This window comes from Croceicoccus pelagius, from assembly GCF_001661915.1.
GTDB lineage: Bacteria > Pseudomonadota > Alphaproteobacteria > Sphingomonadales > Sphingomonadaceae > Croceicoccus > Croceicoccus pelagius.
On record NZ_LYWY01000030.1, the window covers coordinates 42,314 to 63,623 of the forward strand.

General features: G+C 64.4%; 15 protein-coding genes. 4 read left to right on the plus strand and 11 right to left on the minus strand.

Going from position 1 to position 21,310, the window contains the following annotated elements; genetic code table 11:
• Window positions 1-69 precede the first annotated feature (69 nt).
• On the minus strand, window positions 70-345 hold the full coding sequence (locus tag A9D15_RS05300) for a hypothetical protein (protein ID WP_066762680.1): 276 nt from the start codon (window positions 343-345) through the stop codon (window positions 70-72).
• Window positions 346-475: 130 nt separating this feature from the next.
• Here A9D15_RS05300 and argJ point away from each other — a divergent pair, with 130 nt between their 5' ends.
• Together argJ and A9D15_RS05310 are read left to right on the plus strand one after the other, a co-directional pair.
• Entirely contained in the window at window positions 476-1,696 is a 1,221-nt protein-coding gene (argJ, locus tag A9D15_RS05305; RefSeq protein ID WP_066762683.1) for a bifunctional glutamate N-acetyltransferase/amino-acid acetyltransferase ArgJ, read from the plus strand.
• Window positions 1,693-2,493 (plus strand): inositol monophosphatase family protein, encoded by an 801-nt coding sequence (locus A9D15_RS05310; RefSeq protein WP_373283511.1) that lies wholly within the window; start codon window positions 1,693-1,695, stop codon window positions 2,491-2,493. Before argJ ends, A9D15_RS05310 begins: the two co-directional genes overlap by 4 nt.
• Here the strand turns inward: A9D15_RS05310 and trxA are convergent.
• The 9 genes from trxA to A9D15_RS05355 form a co-directional block, all read right to left on the minus strand.
• The gene (trxA, locus tag A9D15_RS05315; protein WP_066762686.1) at window positions 2,490-2,810 is read right to left on the minus strand and encodes a thioredoxin; all 321 of its coding nucleotides are present in this window, start codon (window positions 2,808-2,810) and stop codon (window positions 2,490-2,492) included. The two genes, A9D15_RS05310 and trxA, sit on opposite strands and share 4 nt — an antisense overlap.
• 80 nt (window positions 2,811-2,890) lie before the next feature.
• Window positions 2,891-6,352 carry a double-strand break repair helicase AddA gene (addA, locus tag A9D15_RS05320; RefSeq protein WP_066762688.1) on the minus strand — a complete coding sequence of 1,154 codons (3,462 nt, stop codon included), beginning with the start codon at window positions 6,350-6,352 and terminating at the stop codon, window positions 2,891-2,893.
• Entirely contained in the window at window positions 6,349-9,369 is a 3,021-nt protein-coding gene (gene addB / locus A9D15_RS05325; RefSeq protein WP_066762690.1) for a double-strand break repair protein AddB, read from the minus strand. Before addB ends, addA begins: the two co-directional genes overlap by 4 nt.
• The gene (locus tag A9D15_RS05330) at window positions 9,362-10,105 is read right to left on the minus strand and encodes a nucleotidyltransferase family protein (protein ID WP_066762692.1); all 744 of its coding nucleotides are present in this window, start codon (window positions 10,103-10,105) and stop codon (window positions 9,362-9,364) included. Before A9D15_RS05330 ends, addB begins: the two co-directional genes overlap by 8 nt.
• Entirely contained in the window at window positions 10,102-11,124 is a 1,023-nt protein-coding gene (locus A9D15_RS05335; protein ID WP_066762694.1) for an aminoglycoside phosphotransferase family protein, read from the minus strand. The genes A9D15_RS05330 and A9D15_RS05335 overlap by 4 nt, the downstream gene beginning before the upstream one ends.
• The gene (gene tsaE / locus A9D15_RS05340; protein WP_066762696.1) at window positions 11,121-11,576 is read right to left on the minus strand and encodes a tRNA (adenosine(37)-N6)-threonylcarbamoyltransferase complex ATPase subunit type 1 TsaE; all 456 of its coding nucleotides are present in this window, start codon (window positions 11,574-11,576) and stop codon (window positions 11,121-11,123) included. The genes A9D15_RS05335 and tsaE overlap by 4 nt, the downstream gene beginning before the upstream one ends.
• Complete coding sequence (locus A9D15_RS05345; RefSeq protein WP_066762700.1) at window positions 11,573-13,903, minus strand: sensor histidine kinase; 2,331 nt, start codon at window positions 13,901-13,903, stop codon at window positions 11,573-11,575. The genes tsaE and A9D15_RS05345 overlap by 4 nt, the downstream gene beginning before the upstream one ends.
• Window positions 13,904-13,993: 90 nt before the next feature.
• On the minus strand, window positions 13,994-15,412 hold the full coding sequence (ahcY, locus tag A9D15_RS05350; protein WP_082924275.1) for an adenosylhomocysteinase: 1,419 nt from the start codon (window positions 15,410-15,412) through the stop codon (window positions 13,994-13,996).
• 223 nt (window positions 15,413-15,635) lie between these two features.
• Complete coding sequence (locus A9D15_RS05355) at window positions 15,636-16,097, minus strand: hypothetical protein (RefSeq protein ID WP_082924276.1); 462 nt, start codon at window positions 16,095-16,097, stop codon at window positions 15,636-15,638.
• A 196-nt stretch (window positions 16,098-16,293) separates the two neighbouring features.
• Here A9D15_RS05355 and A9D15_RS05360 point away from each other — a divergent pair, with 196 nt between their 5' ends.
• Both A9D15_RS05360 and A9D15_RS05365 read left to right on the plus strand, forming a co-directional pair.
• Window positions 16,294-16,773, plus strand: a complete 480-nt coding sequence (locus tag A9D15_RS05360; RefSeq protein WP_066762711.1) for a peroxiredoxin — start codon at window positions 16,294-16,296, stop codon at window positions 16,771-16,773.
• A 124-nt stretch (window positions 16,774-16,897) separates the two neighbouring features.
• On the plus strand, window positions 16,898-18,898 hold the full coding sequence (locus tag A9D15_RS05365; protein ID WP_066762714.1) for a M3 family metallopeptidase: 2,001 nt from the start codon (window positions 16,898-16,900) through the stop codon (window positions 18,896-18,898).
• Here the strand turns inward: A9D15_RS05365 and parC are convergent.
• The gene (gene parC, locus A9D15_RS05370) at window positions 18,895-21,219 is read right to left on the minus strand and encodes a DNA topoisomerase IV subunit A (protein ID WP_066762716.1); all 2,325 of its coding nucleotides are present in this window, start codon (window positions 21,217-21,219) and stop codon (window positions 18,895-18,897) included. The two genes, A9D15_RS05365 and parC, sit on opposite strands and share 4 nt — an antisense overlap.
• Between the last annotated feature and the right edge of the window lie 91 nt (window positions 21,220-21,310).

A 21,310-nucleotide genomic window follows, 5' to 3' on the forward strand; every position in this document is an offset into this window, starting at 1 on the left:
GCGGTTGCAGCACGCCGGGAAATGGCATGAAAAAGCGCGCAGGACCGATCGCCTGCCGCTTAGGAAATGCTATTCGAGCGGCCGGTCGGCCAGCATGATCACCGGCACCATAACCGTGCGCGGACGGCTGCTCGCAGGGGCGCCAAGATCGCGGTTGCGCCTGGCCCTGCTCGTGCTCGGGTCGGTTTCCTCCGCGTTACGGCGGATGGCCTCGATCCCCGTAGCGGGGCGGTCTACGCGCGAGATTTCCGCGCGCCCGGCCTCGTAATGCAGGCGTGCATGCGCGGGCGAAACCAGCGCGGCAAGCCCCAGCATCAGGGCGATATAGGCAAGAAACCGTTTCATGCGGGCTGCAAGATAAGGTCGCCGCACCCCAAAATCCACCCGCAATGCCGCAAAATCCGCAAGAGATGCACGAAGCTTCGTGCGATGCCCGCTTGTCGCGGCACAAGGGCGGCGCTAACCCGCGCGGGATATGGACACCTCGCCGCTCGCCCGCCCCTTCCCCGCCATGCCGCCGATCGAGGGGGCCGTGCCACGCGTCGCCCGCGCCCGGTACAAGACCTGGGACCGCTGCGACCTGACATATGTCGAACTGGCCGAGGGAACGAGCGTCGCGGGCGTCTTCACCAGGAACGTCTGCTGTTCGAGCGAGGTGGAGCTGGGCCGCGAGCAGGTAAAGCTTGGACGCGCCCGTGCGCTGGTTGTCAACGCGGGCAATTCGAATGCCTTTACCGGCTATCGCGGACGCGAGGCGGTGGAGCAGATCATGGCGCAAGTCGCGGCCCATCTCGGCTGCGAACCCAGCGATGTCTTCGTGTCATCCACCGGCGTTATCGGCGTGCCCCTACCCAAGGACAAGGCGCAGGAAGGCGTCGCCAATGCGCTGGCTGCCGAACCGTGCACATGGGAAGCGGTGGCCGAAACCATCGGCACGACCGACACTTTCGCCAAGGGCGCGACTGCCAGCGCCATGATCGGCGGCACCCGCATCGAAATCAGTGCCGTCATCAAGGGCAGCGGCATGATCGCGCCCGACATGGCGACGATGCTGGGCTATATCTTCACCGATGCGAATGTCTCTCCGGCGTTCCTGCAACAGTGCCTGTCCGCCGCGAACGAGGCCACGTTCTCATGCATCACGGTCGATAGCGATACCTCGACCAGCGACACCGTGCTGGCCTTCGCCACGGGCAAGGCGGGCAACGAAGAACTGACCGGCCCAGACAGCCCCGGTGCAGATGCCTTTGCCGCCGCAATCCATGACGTTTGCCGCCAGCTCTCGCAACTCGTCGTGCGCGATGGCGAAGGCGCGCAGAAGTTCATCGAGATTGCCGTGTCCGGCGCTGTCTCTGACGAAAGCGCCCGCCGCGTCGGGCTCGCCATTGCGAACTCGCCGCTGGTGAAGACCGCCATCGCAGGCGAGGACGCCAACTGGGGCCGCGTCGTCATGGCGGTCGGCAAGGCCGGCGAACCGGCGGACCGCGACAAGCTTTCAATCGGCTTCGGCGGGGTATGGGCGGCGAAGAACGGGCTGCCGCTGGCCGATTACGACGAGGCTCCGGTGGCAGCGCACCTCAAGGGGCAGGATATCCGCATGGATGTGGACCTGGGCCTTGGCGACGGCACGGCGACCGTCTGGACCTGCGACCTGACGCACGGATACATCTCGATCAACGCGGACTACCGCACGTGACCGACAGCCTGACCCGGCAGGTCCACGCGCTGATGCGCGAAGTGGCCGACAGCGTCGTCATGCCGCGTTATCAGGCCCTTGCCAGTCACGAGATCATCGAGAAGGAACCGGGTGACCTTGTCACGGTAGCCGACCGTGAGAGCGAGATTCGGCTGTCAGAAGGCCTCGCCCGCATCCTGCCCGAAGCGGCCATCGTCGGCGAAGAGGCCTGTCATGCTGATCCCTCTCTGATCGAGCGGCTTGGTGACAGCCTGTGTTGGATCATCGACCCCATCGACGGCACGCGCAATTTCGCCGCCGGAAAGCCGCCGTTCGGTCTGATGATCGCGCTGGCTGAAAACGGTGAAACTCAGGCCGGGTGGATCTGGGATCCGATCCAGAAGCGCCTATGCCACGCGCGCCTTGGCGAAGGCGCCTTTATCGATGGCGCGCGCGTGAGCGCCCGCACGACCGGCCAGAACCCGCCCGTCGCGGCGATCTCGATGGTGTTCATGGACGACGCGCAGCGCGAACGCGTGAAGGCATCGATCGCGCCATTCTACGAATTGGCCGACATTCCCTATTGCGCCGCCGAACAGTACCCGCGGCTGGCACTGGGCGTGAACGATCTGTCGATTTTCGAAAGAACCCTTGCCTGGGACCACGCGGCAGGAGCGCTGTGGCTGAACGAGGCAGGCGGCAAGGTCGCCCGTCCCGACGGTTCGCCTTACCGGACCGACGAATGGGACCGCAAAGGCATGATCGGCGCGGCCAGCCCGGCCCTGTGGGACGAACTGGCCGAGCGCCTTAACGCTTAGAGTTCGCCTTCGAGCCAGGCCTTGAGCGCGCCCTTGGGCGCCGCGCCGAGCTTGTTCGCGACCGGTTCGCCGTTCTTGAACAGGACCATCAGCGGGATCGACTGAACGCCCATCTTGGCGGCGATGTCGGTGTTTTCCATGATGTCGACCTTGGCGATCGTGACCTTGTCGGCCAGTTCGTCGCTGATCTCCTCCAGCGCGGGCGCGATCATCTTGCACGGACCGCACCAGTCCGCCCAGAAATCGACGAGCACGGGCTTGTCGGAATCCAGAACGTCGCTCTGGAAGCTGGCGTCGGTTACGGCTTTGGTCGGCATGGGGTAATTCTCCGATAAATATCTTGGCCCCAAGATAGGAGCCGTGCGGCCAAGCGCAATCCGCGAATGGCCAAGCTTTTCTAGCCCCCGCGTAACCGTGCCTTTTCGGGGTCGAGAAATTCGTCGGGCAGGACGAAGAGGTGCGGGGCATGGGTGTAGAGCAGCGCCGCCTCGATCCGCCGCCCCGGATGGATCGCCTCCAGCGCGCAGACATAGGCCGCCATCTGGCGGATATAGGCGACCGGCACGTCGTCCAGCGTCGCGGGCGGACGGCGCGCGGTCTTGAAATCTACGATCCGGATCGGCGCATCCCCTTCGGGCAGGCAAAGCCGGTCGATGGTACCCGCCACGACCTGCCCGCCGACGACCGCAGCAAGCGGAACTTCAGCCAGGGCGTCAGGGCCGAACACGTCGGCGAAGTGCGGGTCGGTGAGCGTTGCAAGCGCCGCCGCAACCATCTCGGCGCGCAGGTCCTCTGGCAAATCGCTGGCCTGACGCGCCAACCACTTGCCCGCCGCAGCCTCGCGCGCGGCGACGTCCAGTTCCGGCAGCCGTTCCAGCAACCGGTGGATCAGCACGCCGCGCCTGGCCGCATCGATACCCGTTCCGGGCGGCAGGGGTGGATCAGGCGCTTCGTGCTCACCCAGCGAAGAAGGCGCAAGCGGACGCGGCGGGCGCGGTTCTTCCCCCACCGACCGCGTCAACCATGCAGGCACAAGCGGCAGCAGCGACTGCGCGGCACCCTTCGGCATTCCCGGCCGCGCCTCTGCCTCGACGCCCCAGTGCTTCGATGCACCCCAGACCGGGTTCTCCACCCAGTCCTCGTCGAACAACTGCTCCAGCGCGGCGTACCAGCTTTTCTCCGGTATTTCCTTGCGCCGCGTCGAAAGCGCGCCAGCCACGAACAGCGCCTCTTCCGCGCGCGTCATCGCGACATAGAGCAGGCGCCAGTGTTCCTCGTCCTCGGCCTGCTTCGCCGCGTCCTGCGCCTCGGCAATTCGGCCCAGCCTCTCTTCCTTGCGAAGTCCGGGCAGCGGCAAAGCGCGCGTCGCAAAGCCCAGCGCGGCATCGCCCGGCTCTTCCAGTTCCAGCGTGCGCGGCGGGGACATGTCGGGATCGTCCGCCGCATCGGCGAGGATGACTATCGGAGCCTGCAAACCCTTCGAGCCGTGGACCGTCATCACGCGGACCAGCCCGCCCTGCTGCTCGGCCTCGCGCTTCAACTCGCCGTCGCCTGCATCGAACCAGCGGATGAAGCCCGCAAGGCTCGGCACGTTGCTGGCCGAGAAGGCGAGGGCTGCATTCAGCAGTTCGTCAATCGGGTCGTTCGCCTCCTTGCCCAGCCGCGCGACAAGCCGCTTGCGCCCCTGCCACGGGCCGACGAGCATCCAATGGAGCAACGCCTGTGGCGGCGTGAAGTCGGCTTTCTGCAAAAGGTCCAGCAACATCGCCACGGCCCTGCGCGGCACGGCATCAGTCGCGCTTCGCAGGTGATCCCACAGCCTGCCGTTTTTGCGATAGCCGTGCTCCAGCAGGTCATCCTGGCTCCACCCGATCAGCGGTGAAGTCAGCAGGCAGGCGAGCGCGAGATCGTCATTGGGCTGCGCGGCAAAGCGAACCGCCGCCATCAGGTCGCGCACGGCCAGCGGCGCGCCGAGCCGCAAGCGGTCCACGCCCGCAACCGGCACACCCTTGGCATGAAGCCGCGCGACGATAAGGCCCGCGAGCTCCTTGCGTTTGCGCACCAGGATCATGATGTCGCCCGCCTGCGCATTGCGCGCGCCGCCCTTGGCGAGCGGATAACCGGCCCTCAGCCAAGTGCGAACCTGTTCGGCGATGTTCTCGGCCACCTTGCGATCGGGGCGCGAAAGCCAGGAATGTTCGTCCTCTGGTTCCTCGTCCTCGCCCGGATCGACGCCGACCGCACGCCAGAGCACGACTTGCCCGGGTCGCTGTTCGCCGACATGCGGTTCGGGATCATCCTTGAGCCCGAGGTTCACCGGACCAATCGAGCCGATTGCCGCGTCGACGAAATCGAGAACGGGCTGAGCCGTGCGATAGCTTCGCCCGAGGCCGTATTCGCGCAAGGGGCGAACCTCCGCGTCACCGCGCAATTCGGCAAAGTTCACTCGCACCGCGTCGATGCGGCCTTTGACGCGCAACTTCGCGGCCTCGAAATTCTCGGGGCTGGTGCCCTGAAAGCGGAAGATTGCCTGCTTGTAATCGCCAACGACGAAGAGTGTGCGCGAACGGTCGCCCCTCGCGCCCTCGCCTGCGAAGAATTCCTCCGTAAGCGCGTCAATGACGTCCCACTGCGCCGCGTTCGTATCCTGCGCCTCATCGATGAGGATGTGATCGAAACGCCGGTCGAGCTTGTAGCGGATCCAGTTGGCCATGTCGGACCGCTTCAGCAGCCGCGCGGCCTCATGGATCTGGTCATCGAAATCGACCAATCCTTCGCGCGACTTCGCCTCGGCCCAGCGCAGCGCGAACGCGCGGCCCAGGGTCAGTGCGGGCGCGAGCCATTGGGCCAGTTCGCCAAGGTTCCGCAGCCGCTCTACTTCGGCAAGGCAGGCACCGACGCGATGGGCGTATTCCTCGTAATCGGGCAGGAACTTCACGACCGATTTGAGCGACTTTACATCGCCTTTTTGCGTGAAGACGACCTTGCGCAAATCGTCCAGCATGACGAGCCTGCCCGCCCCGTCGCTGGCGAGCCATGCGCCGACCGTGTCGCAGAATTCGTTTGCCGTCTTTGTGCCCCATTCCTGTTGCGCGGTAAGGCACTGACGCAGCGATTCGACGTCGAAAGCGGAATCCTCGCAAAGCGACAGGACGGCACCGGCATCGTGATCCGACGGCAAACCCAGCAGGCGGTGCACGCGCGGCAGCAGGGGCGGTTGCCACGCACCCGGCCCTTCCCACGCGGTCCTCGCATCAGCGCAGGCCATCAGGAACCGCTCGACGCCCGACTGGTCGGTCCGCAGTGCAAGCGTCGCCAGCGCATCGGTCAATGTCGTGTCGCCGCTCGCCTCGGCATCAAGCAGGAGATCGGACAGCGTCTCGCGCAGCAGGAGTTCGCGGTCGCGATCCTCCATCGGGCGCGTTCCCGGGACCAGTCCCGCCTCGAGCGGAAAGGCGGAAAGCAGCCACTGCGAAAAGGCATGGATCGTCTCGATCCTGAGTCCGCCCCCCGGACAGTCGAGCACCGCCGCAAATCGCGTCCGCGCCCGTGCGATGTCGTCGGGGCCGAAGCTGGCGCCGATGTTCCGCAAGTCGGAGGCCAGTGCCGTGTCATCCGCACGCACCCAGCTCGCCAGAACGTCGTTCACGCGCGTCGCCATTTCCGCCGCGCCCGCCTTGGTGAAAGTCAGACACAGAATCTGCGAAGGCTCAACCTCGGGCTGGAGCAGCAGGCGCAAAACTCGCGCGGACAGGACCTGCGTCTTGCCGGTTCCCGCGCTGGCCGAAAGCCACACCGTATCGCGCGGATCGACGGCATCGGCCTGCCGGTCCTGCAGCGGATATACTTTCGCGCTCATGATCCGGCTTCCTTGGCGCCCAGATCGCCACGCCCCTGCCACTCGTCAAGCCGCATCAATTGGTCATAATCGTTGTAGCCGCCAAGATCGGGGTTAAGGCGGGCCGTGAACGGCTCATCGCCCGTAATCCACGTATCTATCGCCTCGCCGAGATAGCGCGCGCTTTCGTGCAGGAAATCCTCACGCGGGATGCCCGACTTGCGACGCCCCTCGGGTATCGGTTCGACGCGATAGCCGAACCCTTCCTTGCCCCGCGAAAGCGACCAGTATTCGAAATGCGTCGGCGTGCCGCTCACGCCATCGAACCCGTCGTTCTCCGCGATGAGGCCGGTCGTGCCGAGCTGAAGCGCAAAGCCCTGTTCGACCATCGACGCGCTTGGCGGTGTGCCGGTCTTGTAGTCGATGATCGCCAGTGTCCCGTCGGGCAGGCGGTCGATACGGTCGGCCTTGGCGGTCACCTTGACGCCGTTGAACATCATCCCACCCGACTTCTCGACAAGCAGGACCTCACGCCCTGCCTCGACAAGTCCGGCCTGCTCCTGTTCGATCCATTCGAGCCCTGCCATCAATCTCGGCTGCCACAGTCCGCGCATGAAGGGATGGCCCGACAACTTGCCAAGCTCCTCAAGCGCTAGCGGCTGCAAGGTCCCCGGCGCGCACTTGTGACGCTTCTCCCACTTCTCGAGGATGTCGTGGACGACGGTGCCTTTCCACGCGGGCGTCGGCTCTTCATCGATCGCGTCGAGCGAGCGCAGCTTGAGGATGTGGCTGGCGTAGAATTGGTAGGGGTCGGACCGCAACCGATCGAGCGCCGTCGCACTGATGTCGACTTTGCGCTGCTCGGCATCCGGCCTTGGTTCGGGGCGCGGATATGGTGGGGCCGGGTCGGTATCGTCCAGCGCGCGGGCCAGCTTTACCGCTTCGGTCTCGCGGTGGCTTTCGAACTGGTCGCCCAGCATGGCCTTCACCCGCAGCACGAAACGGCTGGCGATGACCGGCCCGCCGACATCGCGGACCGCGTAGCTCAGCACGACTTCGGGCGCGCCGAGCGCGGCGGCAAGGTCGTGTGCGGCAAGACCGATGCGGAAATCGCCGCCCGGCACGCCAAGCCCGCGCAAGACGGCAGGCGCGACCAGCGGGTCGGACGAAGCCGACGCGGGCCACGAACCCTCGGTCAGCCCCCCGCAGATGACGAGATCGGCGCGGCTCATGCGCGCCTCGATCAACCCATAGATGGCGATGCGCGGATGGCCGCCCCACGGCGGGCGGACAGACTGCTGGTCCATCGCGTCACGCAACATGGCCGGAATTTCCGCAGGATCAAGCACGGCAGGTTCGGCCCTCGCGGTCTCGCGCAGTTCCTCGACAAACGAGGCAAGCACGCGCCCGTCGGCCTCGCCCCAGATGCGCGTGCCGCAAAGCTTCTCGGCCGTTGCCGCAAGGCAGTCCAGCACCTCGGCCAGGTCGACTTCCTCGGCATCGCCCATCGCAGCCAGAGGTGCAAACATCTCTGCAACGCCTTGCCACCACTGCGCCAGGCCATCGTCGCTGCGCTTGCGGGCGCGTTCAAACGCCGCATTGCCGAGCGGACCGAGCCCCGCGTCCAGCCTCGGCCCGCGTAGGGCAAGGTCGAACTGGCGCGCGTTGGCAAGCCATTGTCGCCGCTCATCCCCTTGCGTCCCCGCAAGCGGATGCGACAGCGCCGACAGCAGCGGGATCGGCGCGGCGCGTGTGCCCATGACTTCGGCAAGGTGAAGAAACAGTCGCCCCGCCACAGTCTGCGGCAAAGGTCGGCCGGCGGAATCGTCCGCGATCACGTTCCAGCGTGCCAGATGCGCGATCACGCGCCCGGCAAGCCCGCGATCGGGCGTGACCAGCGCGATACGCCTCTCCGGCACTTCAAGCGCCTCGCGGATGAGGACCGCGATGGCCTGCGCCTCTTCCTCTGGGTGTGCGGTCTCCATGACCCGCACACCGGCAAGGCGGCGCCTGTTCGCGGGCAAGTCCACCCACGATGCGCTTTCTTCCGGCGGCAGGAACAGGTTCGAGATCGCCTTGCTACGCTCGGGCGCAGCCGCGCCAAGCCCGCGCCTGTGCCAAGGACGCACTTCGCCGCGGTTCACGCCCATGCGGTTCAGCAGGAGTTTAAGGTGGTACTGCGGATGCGTGACCGCGTCGCCCGGAGACAGCGGCGGATCGTCGGGGTTTTCCGAATGCCCCGCACTGCCCAGCGCGTTCCAGACCACATCGTCCAGCGAAAGGTCGAGATCGGGAAGGATCACCGCCCCTGCCGGAAGACCCGCGATCGTACGCAACAACAGCGCGATGGCGGGGCTGGCACTGGTGATACCCGCCGCGACGACGGGATGGTTCGGGGGCGTTTCGCCCCAGCGCCGTGCCACGTGTTCGAAGAGGGCATTGCGCCGTGCAGGGGCATCGATCTCGCCCCGTGTCTGCAACTCGGCCAGCCACATCCGCTGGACGATCATGAAGAGCCGCAGGTTGCGCTCCCAGTGCTTTGACAGGTCGCCGACGATGCCAATGACGCGTTCACCCATCAGGTCGTCGGGGTCGATATTCTCGACCAGCAGACGGTCCATCGTCCGGGCAATTTCGCGGGCCTGACGCAGCAGGGCGGCCTTGCCGGGAACGGTCAGCCCTTCGGCCTCCATCGCCTGCCGCAACATCGTGGCGAGCGTGAGCCAGCGGCGCGTCGGGTCCGCGGCAGGCGGAATGTCCGCCCCTTCCCCGATCGGGTCGAGCAGGGGCCCGAGCGTTTCGTCGAGGTCGATATCGCCGATCACCGCCATGCGTGGCAGCAGCAGGCCATTGCCCGACAGCCTTACGAACGCCTCGGTCACGGTGCGGATGGCGCGGCGGCTTGGCAGCAGCAGCGTAAGCCGCGCAAGGCCGAAGCGGTCTTCAAGGTATCGCGGGATCAGACCCGCGACTAACGCATCGGCGAAACCGCGATGCGCTGCGATCGAATAGAGGGAGAGCCGCGTGCCGTCAGACACGCGTGAACAGCTCCTCGGCCGGAGCGATGTGTTCGGGCTGGCCGATCTCGATCCACTCACCCATGTGGATGGTGCCGTAGAGACGGCCTTCCTCGATCGCGCGGGACCAGAAGTAATTGGTACTGAACTTCGCCTCTTGTGGCGGATCGCGCAGGAGGTTGGCCGAACAAAGCTGAATGCCGCTGAACACGAACGGGGCGACGCGGCCCGACTTGCGGCGCGTCACGCGGCCCATCGCGTCGAGATGGAAGTCGCCCTTCCCGCGGTAGTTGTGCGCGCGCTGATGCGGAACGAGCAGCAGCAGCGCGTCCATCTTCTCCGGGTTCCAGCTGACCGAAAGCTGGCGGAACACATCGCGCGGCCCATCAAGCCACATGGCGTCGGAATTGAGGCAGAAGAACGTGTCGCCAAGCAGGTCCTGCGCCTTAACAAGGCCGCCGCCGGTTTCAAGCAACTGCTCCCGCTCGTCCGAGATCGTGACCTTTGGCTCGCTGCGCAGCTTCATGTGCGCCTCGATCGCGTCGGCGAGGTAGTGGACATTGACGATCGCGCGTCCGACCCCTGCCGAGGCAAGCCTGTCGAGCGCATGGTCGAGCAGCGGCTTACCTGCGACTTTCACCATCGGCTTGGGGCGGCTGACGGTCAACGGACGCATCCGCTTGCCAAGCCCTGCGGCCATGACCATCGCCACGTCGGAGGCGAGCGGTTCCTGCCCCAGTTTGACCCGGTCGCTCATGCGCCGGTCTGCCCGCGCGCAGCTCTCAATTCGCCGGGAATGTTGGCGTCCATCCAACGCGCGATGGGGCCGAGCGCAGGATGCGCAAGATCGCGCTCCATCGCCTCCCAGACACGCGGGATGAGGTCCAGATACCGGTCCTTCCCGTCGCGGCGCGAAAGGCGCACGAAGATGCCCACGATCTTGGCATTGCGCTGCGCGCCCAGCCTTGCGTAGTCGGCAAGGAAAGTCTCGGCATCGTCGACATGGGTAAGGTAATGGTCGAGCATCGCGCTCTCCAGCGCCGGATCGACATCACGCCGAGCGTCCTGAAGCAGCGATACGAGATCGTAGGCAGGATGACCGACCAGCGCGTCCTGGAAATCGAGCAGGCCCTGTCCGAACGCCTCGAACCCGTCGCCATCGTCGAGAAGCATGATGTTCTCGGCATGATAGTCGCGCAATACCGTCACGCCCGCCCCTTGCTTCTCGATCAGCGGTGCCAGCACTTCGCGCCACGCGGCTTCGTAACCGTCGTCATCGACGGCAAGCCCGTGGGCGACGCAGAACCACTCGGGAAAGAGCTTTGCCTCGCGCAAGTACTCGTTGAGGTCGTATGGCCGAAAAGGCCCTGCAGGCGCGCGGTGAAGCTGCGCCAGAACGCTGACCGCATCGCGATAGATCGGCGTTTCGTCGTCGGGCGCATCGTCAAGGTGATCACGCATTCGGCGGTGACCGAAATCTTCCAGCAGGACGAGGCCCTTTGCTGCGTCCTCGGCCAGTATCCTCGGAGCGCGGAAGCCGTGGTCGAGCAGGTAACGCGCAGCAGTCAGGAACGGGCGCGGATCCTCGTTCGGCGGCGGCGCATCCATCAGCATCGCGCTCTCGCCATCGCGGTCGATGCGGAAATAGCGGCGGAAAGAGGCATCGCCGGCCAGCGCCTCTATCTTCGCCGAACCCCACCCTGCCTCGGCAAGGAAGTCGCGGGCGTGGGGCGGCGCGGTGTCGGATGCGGTCTTGGCGTTTGCAGGGTCGGTCATGGCATGCGCTCTAGCCAATCCGGCCCCGCCTCGACAATCGCCAACCGCCCTTCATCCGCCGTTTCGAGCCGGATCGACAGACAGGCGCGTTCATGCGCGAAACCGCCTGCGTGCTCCGGCCACTCTGCAATCAGCGCGCCATCCTGGCGATAGTCGTCAAGGCCCAGTTCCTCGGCCTCCGACGGATCCTCTAGCCGGTAAAAGTCCGCATGGACCACCGGCAGGCTGACCGAGGGCACATCGTAAGTCTGGATGATCGCGAAGGTGGGCGACGGGACTTCGCCTTCGTGCCCCAGCGCGCCGATGATCGCGCGGGCCATCGTGGTCTTGCCAGCGCCAAGTCCGCCAGACAGCGCAACGACGTCCCCTGCCCGCAGACGCTCTGCGATCCGCCTGCCCAGCGCGGCGGTCGCCCCGGCATCGGGGAGCGGATATGTCGCGGTCCCGGTCACGGAAGGCGGATCGTCGCGGTCACGCCCGAACGCGCGTGCTGCACGAATTCGAGAGTTCCGTCATGCGCCTCGATCAGTTCACGGGCGAGCGGCAGGCCGAGGCCTGCGTTCTGGCGGGCCATCTCGGCCTCCGGGCCTTCCTCGCAGGGCACGTGATGAATGATGACCTGTGCCCCATCGCGTCGACGCTTGAGGTCGACATTGACGCGCCCGCCCCGCCCGCTCGACGCGATGGCGTTGTCCAGCACGTTGCCGATCGCGCGGGCCAGCCTGCGCGCGTCGCCGTGGACGGTCCCCGAACTGCGATCTCCGCGCAGGTTTAGCGTAATCCCCGCACCCTCGATCAGGGCGGCACGGTCGTGTACCAGGCGTGTCACGAGCGGCATGAGTTCAACCACTTCGCGGGTCAGAGGCAGCAGACCCGCCTCGCTCTGCGTCAGGTCGAGAACCGATTCGATCTGGTCGGACAGACGCGCAGTGGAATCGATAATGGCCGCGACATATTCTGCACCAGTCTCTGAAAGCTCGCCCGCAACGCCGTCGCGCAGCATCTCGGCAAAGCCGGTGATGGAAGTCAGCGGCGTGCGGAATTCGTAGCTCATGTTGGCAAGAAAGCGGGTCTTGACCGCGTCCGCCTCGACCAGAGCCTGGTTTCGCTCCATAAGCGCGGCTTCGGCCTTCTGGCTGTCGGTAATGTCGAGACTGGTCAGCATGCCGTTGCCGTCAGGCAGCGGCACGCCCATCAAAGCCAGCGTGCGACCGTCGGCAAGGCTGACGCGACCGCCAGACTGCTCGCGGCGCAGGGTCGCGGCTTCGATGACCATGCCGATACGGCGGGCATCACCCTCGGTCGCCAACTGCGGCTTCAGCGCCTCCAGCAATGCATCGATATGCGGATGTGTGCCGAGGAACTCCTCGCTAAGCCCCCATTCGGCCGCGAAACGACGGTTCCACAGTTGCAACCGGCCATCGGGGGCCAGCACGACCAGCCCTTCGAACAGGCTGTCCTGCGTTGCCGTACGGACGCGCAGCAGCGTATCGCGCGCACTGGCCAGTTGCAGTTGTTCGGTTCGGTCCTCGACGATCATCATCAGCCCACCATCAGGCATCGGCTGAGCGACGATGCGCAAATGGGTGCCGTCGGGAAGGACCCATTCCTCGTCCTTCACCTCGCTCGCGAGGAACCAGGCCTCTTTCTCCTTACGCCAGGCGGGGAAATCGCGCACTTCAGGCAGGCGCCCGCCATCGCGCATGATTTCGAAGACTTCGTTCAGCGGCGTGGCCTCCTGTCCGATCGTGGCAGGCAGGCGGAACGTGCGCTGCATGGGCAGATTGACGAAGATGAGGTTCCGTGAGGAATCGAACTGCGCCACGCCCGACGACATCTGGTCCAGCAGGGCGCGCTGCGCCGCGCGGAAGGCGCGGTATTCTCGGTTGAGCTGTTCGAGATCCTCGACGTCGATGGCATAGCCCGCGATGCCCTCGCTCCCCACCGGCAAGTCGCTGACCTTGTAGGCGCGGCGTTCGCCCTCGATCGTGACCATGACATTACGCTGGATCGCACGGCCGCTCTCGCGGGCCTGGATGGCGACTTCGGACGCGCTCAGCCCCTCGACAGGCTCGACCAGTTCGACGTTATTGCCGACGACATCCTCGGCACTTTCGCCGCCGACGGCCGAGACATATGCGCTGTTGACCAGCCGCAGCCGCGCATCGGCACCGCGAAACCACATCGGTATCGGAGCCGCCTCGATCAGGCCGACAAGCGCCGAAAAGTCAGCCATAGCCTTTTCCGACGCGTCGGTAAGGCGCGTGATCTCTGCCGCGCTATCGCTGGCGTCAATGACCCACAGTACGACCGCGCCGCCGCGCGCGACTTGCGGATCGGCAAGGTGACCACTGACCGACAAGGCATGACCTTCGCCGATCGGGTGGAGCATCATCTTGAACGGCGAGGCGGACGACATCGTCCGCTGCACGTTCTCTTTCAGTTTTTCGAGTTCGGTCGGACAGATGCCGCGGGCACCTTCACGGGCAAGTCCGTCGAGTGTCCTGGGTATTTCCTCAAGCCCGAACCAGCCCGCCAGCCGGGCGCCTGCCTCAAGCTTGCCGTCGGCGCGGACGACGAGAGGGAGCGCGGGTGCTTCCTCCATCATGCGGCCCATGCGGAGCATCTGCATCCGGTCGCGGCGCGAGGAGCCTTGGCGGTGGCGCGCAGCCATCAGCGTCCAGACGGCAGCCGCCGTCCAGCACGCCATGATCAGCCCGAGCAATACCAGCGCGGGTATGCCGATCGTGATCGAGTCTGCGCCCCACCAGTTTCCCATGGAGTTTGGCTATTCGCTGGCGCGAGCGAACACAACTGCCCCTGCCCATAGAAGGGGGAAAAGTTGCGCCCGTCCGCGCCGCATATTCGATCAGTAGCGGTAGTGTTCCGGCTTGAACGGGCCTTCGACCGGCACGCCGATGTAATCGGCCTGGCGCTGCGAAAGCTTCGTCAGCTTCACGCCCAGCTTTTCAAGGTGAAGCGCCGCGACCTTTTCGTCGAGGTGCTTGGGAAGGACGTAGACGTCGTTCTTATACTCGTCGGCCTTGGTATAAAGCTCGATCTGGGCCAGCACCTGGTTGGTGAAGCTCGACGACATCACGAAGCTGGGGTGGCCCGTAGCGCAGCCCAGGTTCACGAGGCGGCCCTTGGCAAGAATGATGATCTGCTTGCCGTCGGGCAGCGTGACGAGATCAGTGCCCGGCTTGACCTCGTTCCAGTCGTAGTTGTCGAGCGCAGAGATCTGGATCTCGCTGTCGAAGTGGCCGATGTTGCACACGATGGCCATGTTCTTCATCGCCTTCATGTGTTCGCCGGTGATCACGCCCTCGTTGCCGGTGGCGGTCACGAAGATGTCGCAGCGTTCGACCGCTTCTTCCATCGTGACGACTTCATAGCCTTCCATAGCAGCCTGAAGCGCGCAAATCGGGTCGATCTCGGTGACCATGACGCGCGCACCGCCGTTGCGGAGCGAGTCGGCGCTGCCCTTGCCGACGTCGCCGAAACCGGCAACGCAGGCGACCTTGCCGGCCAGCATCACGTCGGTTGCGCGGCGGATCGCGTCGACCAGCGATTCCTTGCAGCCATAAAGGTTGTCGAACTTGGACTTGGTGACCGAATCATTCACGTTGATCGCGGGGAACGGCAGCTTGCCGCCCTTGGCGATGTGATAGAGACGGTGAACGCCCGTCGTCGTCTCTTCCGAAACGCCGCGGATGTTGGCGACCGACTTCATCAGGTAGCCGGGATGCTTGGCCACGAACGCCTTGAGAGCACGCTGCATCTCGATCTCTTCGGCGTTTTCGGGATCGGGCATGGTTTCACCCGCATCGAGGCGAGCACCCCAGAGCGCGAACATGGTGGCATCGCCGCCATCGTCGAGGATCATGTTAGCGGTTTCGCCGCTGCCGTTGCTGGCGCCCCAATCAAAGATGCGGCCGACATAGTCCCAGTAATCGGCAAGGCTTTCGCCCTTGATCGCGAAGACGGGAATGCCCTTGTCCGCGATCGCGGCGGCGGCATGGTCCTGGGTCGAGAAGATGTTGCAGGTCGCCCAGCGTACTTCAGCACCGAGCGCGACGAGCGTCTCGATCAGGACGGCGGTCTGGATCGTCATGTGGAGCGAGCCGGTGATGCGCGCGCCGGCCAGCGGCTTGGCCTCGCCATATTCCTCGCGCAGGGCCATCAGGCCCGGCATTTCGGTTTCGGCAATGGCGATTTCCTTGCGACCGTAATCGGCAAGCGAGATGTCGGCGATGACGTAGTCGTTCTCGACGGCGGCAGTGACCACGGGGCAACTCCTGAACTTTGCTGCGGCCCTTTGCGGGGCCAGAAAAACGAAAAGCGGGCAGAAGCCCGGCGTTGCCGTGGCCTCTACCCGCTCTCCGCCCCGAGGGCAAATATAAAGAAAACTTTATATCCGTCTCGCAGCCCTGTTTGCAGTCGCCGCGTTACCCTTGGCGACCACCGTCCCGTGCGTGGACGATCCGATCCGTTTCCCTCACCCCGGACGCTTAACGCGCCATGGCAAACTTTGCGGGCCGGTTGTGGGCAAGCAGCTCGTCGGCAGCCACCAGGAGTTGGCTGCTGTCGCGGTGTGCGGCAAGACCGCTGGCTACCTGCTTTAGTTCCGCACATTCGAGCCAGGGGTGACCCTGACCGTAGACGTTGGCCATGCTGACGCTGATCTTGTCGAGCTGACGCTTGGCACCCTTGGCGCCATACTTGCTCGTGTAGGATGTCTGGAGCGACTTCGCCGCACCCTGAAGCGCGACATTGTGCTTCACGGCGAACTTTTCATAGTCGCGTTGAAAGTTGTCCGTTCCGTGGCGGCAGCGCAGGGCCGTCACCATCAGCATGATATCCAGTTTGCGCAGCTTTTCGGCGTCGGCATAACCGCCCGCCTGTGCCGGCATCGCCGTTGCAAGGATGGCGGCCGATGCAATGGTGCCGACAGTCTTACCCAGTTTCCCCATGTCCGATGCTCCCCGTGAATTCCCAGTTCGAGTTGGCTGGTCGTCTACGGAAGCCATCATCGGCCAAAGGTTTTACCGAAAGTTAAAGGCGGGCAGTAAAAGGAAATTAACCAAACTCCGTCGGGTCGCATCTTGTGGCGACGTTTGCGGCACCTATGTGTCGGCACGCGCACAACACGCATCGAAAGGATTACGAATGACGATCAAGGTGGGAGACACGCTTCCCGACGTGACGCTGGTCAAGGCGACGAGCGAAGGTCCGGAAAAGGTCCAGTCGGGCGAATATTTCGCGGGAAAGAAGGTCGCACTCTTCTCGGTCCCGGGTGCGTTCACCCCGACCTGTTCGGCCAAGCACCTGCCGGGCTTCGTCGAGAAGGCCGAAGACCTGAAGGCAAAGGGCATCGACGAGATCGCCTGCACCGCGGTCAACGATCCCTTCGTCATGCAGGCATGGAACGAGCGTGACGGTTCGGAAAGCGTGACGATGCTGGCCGATGGCAACGGCGACATGGCGCAGGCGCTCGGCCTCACCATGGATGGTTCGGGTTTCGGCCTCGGTCAGCGCGGCTCGCGCTGGTCGGCCATCGTCGATGACGGCAAGGTCGTCGAGCTGAATGTCGAGGAAGCAGGCCAGTTCGAAGTGTCGAGCGCGGAGCACATGCTCGGCCAGCTCTGATATATCGCAAGTCGATTTCGAAAGGGGCGTCCGTTGTGGGCGCCCCTTTTTATTGCGCCGCGTCCCTGCCCGCCATAGGCTTGCCGCTTGTGGCCCATCGGGCTCGGCATAGTGGGGGATCGGGATGACATCGTGGGTTCGTGGCGCGCTTTTGGGCGCGAGCATCGTGGCGCTCGCTTCGGCGGCTTCGGCAAGGGAACCGGCCTGGAAGTTCGCAGGCGAGTTCAATCCCACCCCCGAGAACCCGCAGGCTGTGACGGACGAGTGCAACCGGCTCATTGGCCAAATCGCGACGATCGAGGCAGAGATCGCAGGCGAGACAGAACCTGCCACCATTGGCACGACGCTGCGACGCTATGACGAGATCCAGTACCTCCTCTCCGCCGGTTACGGCACTTCGACCTACCAGTATTTTGCCGACAGCGCAGAAATGCGCGATGCAGGGTCGGCTTGCGAGACCGACCTGAAGAAAGTCACGGCAAGGCTTTCGCTTTCCGCGCCGATCTACCAACGGCTGAATGCCATCGATCCGAGCGGAGCCGACGCGGCAACGAAATACTATCTTTCGCGCGTGCTTGCCGAATACGACCGGAGCGGACTGGCCCTTCCCGAAACCGAACGTGAACAGGTCCGGGCGTTGAAGGCCCGCATCGGCGAGCTCGAAACGCAGTTCGACCGCAATATCGCCGATGCCCGCAACGTCATTCGCGTTGCGCCCGAAGACCTGACGGGCGTTCCCGAAGACTTCATCGCCTCGCACCCCGTGGGCGAAGACGGTCTGGTCGAGATCAGCACCGACTATACCGACATCGGCCCCGTCATGGGTTTTGCAACCAACCTCGACGTGCGCCGCAGGCTGTCAGAGGCCACCCTCACCCGCGCCTACCCCGAAAACGATGCCGTTCTCGCCGAACTTCTCGACAAGCGGCACGAACTGGCCCTTTTGCTCGGCAGGCCCGACTATGCGGCGCTCGTGCTTGAGGACAAAATGCTTGACACGACCGAGAAGGTCGAAAGCTTCATGCAGGACGTCTATACCGCCGCGAACCCGATCGCACAGAACGACGTGGCCCGCGCGCTTGAAGTCTGGCGCGAGACCCACCCCGGGGCGGAAACGCTAGACCCGTGGAACTACGCGCTGGCCAGCCGCATCGTGCAGCAGCGCGACTTCGGCTTCGACGCGCAGGAGGCGCGGCAATACTTCATCTACAACAACGTCCGCGATGGAACGATCGCGCTGACCGAACGGATGTACGGGATCGACATTCGCCCCTGGAAAACCGAAGTCTGGCACGAGGACGTCGACGCCTACGAGGTCTATGACAAAGACGTGCTGATCGGGCGCTTCTACATCGACGCCCATCCCCGTCCGGGCAAGTTCAGCCACGGTGCGATCATGCAATTGCGAAACGGGCTATCGGAAGGCCGCTCGCTGCCTTCGGCAGTGCTGGTCATGAACCTGCCCAAGGGCCTGATGGACCCTTCGCCGGTTTACACCATGGTCCATGAATTCGGACACCTGATGCACCACATCTTTGCGGGAAAGCAGCAGTGGGCGGCACAGTCCGGCATCGCGACCGAACACGACTTCGTCGAGGCGCCCTCGATGATGCTACCCGAATGGCTGGAGGATTACGACACGCTGGCCATGTTCGCGCAAGACGCGGACGGCAATGTCATGCCGCGCGAACTGTTCGAGAAGATGCGCCGGTCGAACTATTTCAACCGTGCGGTCGGCAAGCTGACATTGCTGAGCGCGGCCAACATCTCGCTTGGCCTGCATCGCGGGCCTGCGCCTGAGGATCTTGGCGCAACGACGCGGAAGCTGCAGTCGCAGTTTCATCCCTATGGCGTTGCCGATTTCTCGCAGTACCAGGATTCCTTCGGGCACCTGACCGGCTATTCTGCTGTCGTATACACCTACAACTGGTCCGAAGTGCTGGGCCTCGACCTGTTCAGCGAGTTCCAGAAGAACGGCCTCAACGACCGCGCCACGGGCGAGCGTTATCGCAAGCTAATCTTGGAGCCCGGCGGATCGAAGCCCGCGATCGAGATGGTCCGCGAATTCCTCGGGCGAGAGCCGGGCCTGGAATCCTTCAAGGACAGCTTGACGCCCGAGAACTAGTCGAAGGTGTTGTCGCGGGGGAAACCCTGTGGCGGCAGACGGCCTGCGGCACCGCGGGCGACGCGCCATTGCCACATGTCGCTCTCGGTGCGCGTGCGCCCACTGTCGCCGCCCATCTTCCACGACAGGCCCTCTTCCAGCTTCAGCGTCGTCGCGTCCGACAGCCCCCCGTCACGGTAGCGTTGTAGCTGTACGCCCTGCCCGCGCGTCATGACGGGCAATTCCTCAAGGCTGAACATCACCAGCTTGCGGTTCTCGCCGACCACGGCGACATGATCGTGATTGGCCGGAATTTCTCGCACGACTTTCAGGGTCACGCCCGGCTTCAGATTTACGACCGCCCTGCCCTTGCGCGTTTCGGCAAGCAGTTCGTCCATGCCTGCCGCGAATCCACGGCCGGCGCTGTTGGCCAGCAGGATCTGGCCCTTGGGGCGATAGAGTATCAAGCCCACGATCGGCGCATTGGGATCGATGTCCAGCGACGTGCGGAGCGGCTCACCGAACCCGCGCCCACCCGGTAACTTGTCGCAGCCCAGCGTGTAGAAGCGCCCGTCGCCGCTTGCGATCAACAGCTTGTCGGTCGTCTGCGCGTGAAGTGCATAGGCCGGACCGTCGCCTTCCTTGAACTTGAACTCGCCGCCGATTCCGTCGGGGCCAAGGTCCACGTGGCCCTTCATCCCGCGAATCCATCCACGCTGCGACAAGATCACCGTCACCGGCTCCTTCTCGATCATCGCATCCATGGAGAATTCGACCGTCGGCTCGGCCTCGGCAATCGTCGTGCGCCTTTTGCCCAGCAGGGTGTCTTCGGCATATTCCTTACGCAAGGCATTAAGATCGCGCTTCAGCCGAGTGCGCTGACGGCCCGGGCTTTCGATGAGCTTTTCCAGCTCGTCACGCTCTGCCAGAAGCTCGTCGCGTTCCTTCTTGAGCTGCATTTCCTCGAGCTTGCGCAAGCTGCGCAGGCGCATGTTGAGGATCGCCTCGGTCTGCCGGTCGGTCAGACCGAACTCGGCCATCATGATCGGCTTGGGCTCGTCCTCGTTTCGGATGATCTCGATCACCCGGTCGAGGTTGAGGAAGGCGATGATGTACCCTTCGACCAGTTCGAGCCGCTTGGCGATCTGGTCGAGCCGATAGCGCGAACGCCGCACGAGAATGTCGATCTGCGACACGATCCAGTGCCGCAGGACTTCGCCAAGCCCCATTACGACCGGCGTCCGGCCCCCGCCTGCCTGAACGTCGAGGACGTTCATGTTGAGCGAGAAGCGGCTTTCGAGGTCGGTCAGCTTGTAAAGGCTTTCCTTAAGCAGGTCGGGATCGACATTGCGGCTTTTGGGCACCAGCACGATGCGGATCTGTTCGTCACTTTCGTCGCGCACGTCCTCGAGGATCGGCAGCTTGCGATCACCGATGAGGGTGGCGATCTGCTCGATCAGCTTGCCCTTCTGGACTTGATACGGAATCTCGGAAATGACGAGCTGCCACTGGCCGCCGCCAAGCCGTTCTATCCCGGCATCACGATCTTCCGGCTTCTCCGCCTCCGCCGCATGGAAACGGCCGCGCATACGGAAAGACCCGCGTCCGGTTTCATAGGCGTGGCTGATGATTTCGGGACTGTCGACGACCAGACCGCCGGTTGCGAAGTCGGGGCCGCGGAATACTTCCATCAACTCCGAGTGCTCGGTCTTGGGATTGTCGACCAGCTTCAGGGTCGCATCGATGATCTCGGCCGCGTTGTGGCTGGGGATCGACGTCGCCATGCCCACCGCGATACCGCTAGCGCCATTGGCGAGCAGGTTCGGGAACAGGCCGGGGAAGATCTCGGGTTCTTCCTCCTCACCGTTGTAGGTCGGGACGAAATCGACGGTGCCTTCGTCCAGACCTTGCATCAGCAGGATGGCGGTACGGGTCAGGCGCGCTTCGGTATAGCGGTAGGCCGCCGCGTTATCGCCGTCGATATTGCCGAAATTGCCCTGCCCTTCGACAAGCGGGTAACGCAGCGCAAAATCCTGCGCCAGACGGACCATCGCGTCGTAAACGCTGGCATCGCCATGGGGGTGATACTTACCGATAACGTCGCCCACCACGCGGGCCGATTTCTTGAAACCCGACTGCGGATCGAGCTTCAGCATCCGCATGGCCCACAGCAAACGGCGGTGAACGGGCTTCAGACCGTCCCTGAGGTCTGGCAAGGAACGTGCTGTAATCGTTGACAGGGCATAGACAAGATACCGCTCGGACAGTGCCGCGTCGAACGGTGCGTCAATCAGCCTGTCGAAGGGATCGGGTTCGGTCATTTCGGTCAGATCGTCAGCCATCAGACCTGCCGACCTAGCAGCGCTGCAAGGCGGCGGGAACGGCGGGTTCGCAATGATCCACCGTTCCTCCACGACTTTGCGCCTTGCCCCT

Coding starts and splice junctions, on each gene's coding strand:
- addA (WP_066762688.1), bottom strand. CDS start 6,352: ATGAGCGCGAAAGTATATCCGCTGCAGGACCGGCAGGCCGATGCCGTC.
- trxA (WP_066762686.1), bottom strand. CDS start 2,810: ATGCCGACCAAAGCCGTAACCGACGCCAGCTTCCAGAGCGACGTTCTG.
- argJ (WP_066762683.1), top strand. CDS start 476: ATGGACACCTCGCCGCTCGCCCGCCCCTTCCCCGCCATGCCGCCGATC.
- A9D15_RS05300 (WP_066762680.1), bottom strand. CDS start 345: ATGAAACGGTTTCTTGCCTATATCGCCCTGATGCTGGGGCTTGCCGCG.
- A9D15_RS05360 (WP_066762711.1), top strand. CDS start 16,294: ATGACGATCAAGGTGGGAGACACGCTTCCCGACGTGACGCTGGTCAAG.
- parC (WP_066762716.1), bottom strand. CDS start 21,219: ATGGCTGACGATCTGACCGAAATGACCGAACCCGATCCCTTCGACAGG.
- A9D15_RS05335 (WP_066762694.1), bottom strand. CDS start 11,124: ATGACCGACCCTGCAAACGCCAAGACCGCATCCGACACCGCGCCGCCC.
- A9D15_RS05355 (WP_082924276.1), bottom strand. CDS start 16,097: ATGGGGAAACTGGGTAAGACTGTCGGCACCATTGCATCGGCCGCCATC.
- A9D15_RS05345 (WP_066762700.1), bottom strand. CDS start 13,903: ATGGGAAACTGGTGGGGCGCAGACTCGATCACGATCGGCATACCCGCG.
- A9D15_RS05365 (WP_066762714.1), top strand. CDS start 16,898: ATGACATCGTGGGTTCGTGGCGCGCTTTTGGGCGCGAGCATCGTGGCG.
- A9D15_RS05330 (WP_066762692.1), bottom strand. CDS start 10,105: ATGAGCGACCGGGTCAAACTGGGGCAGGAACCGCTCGCCTCCGACGTG.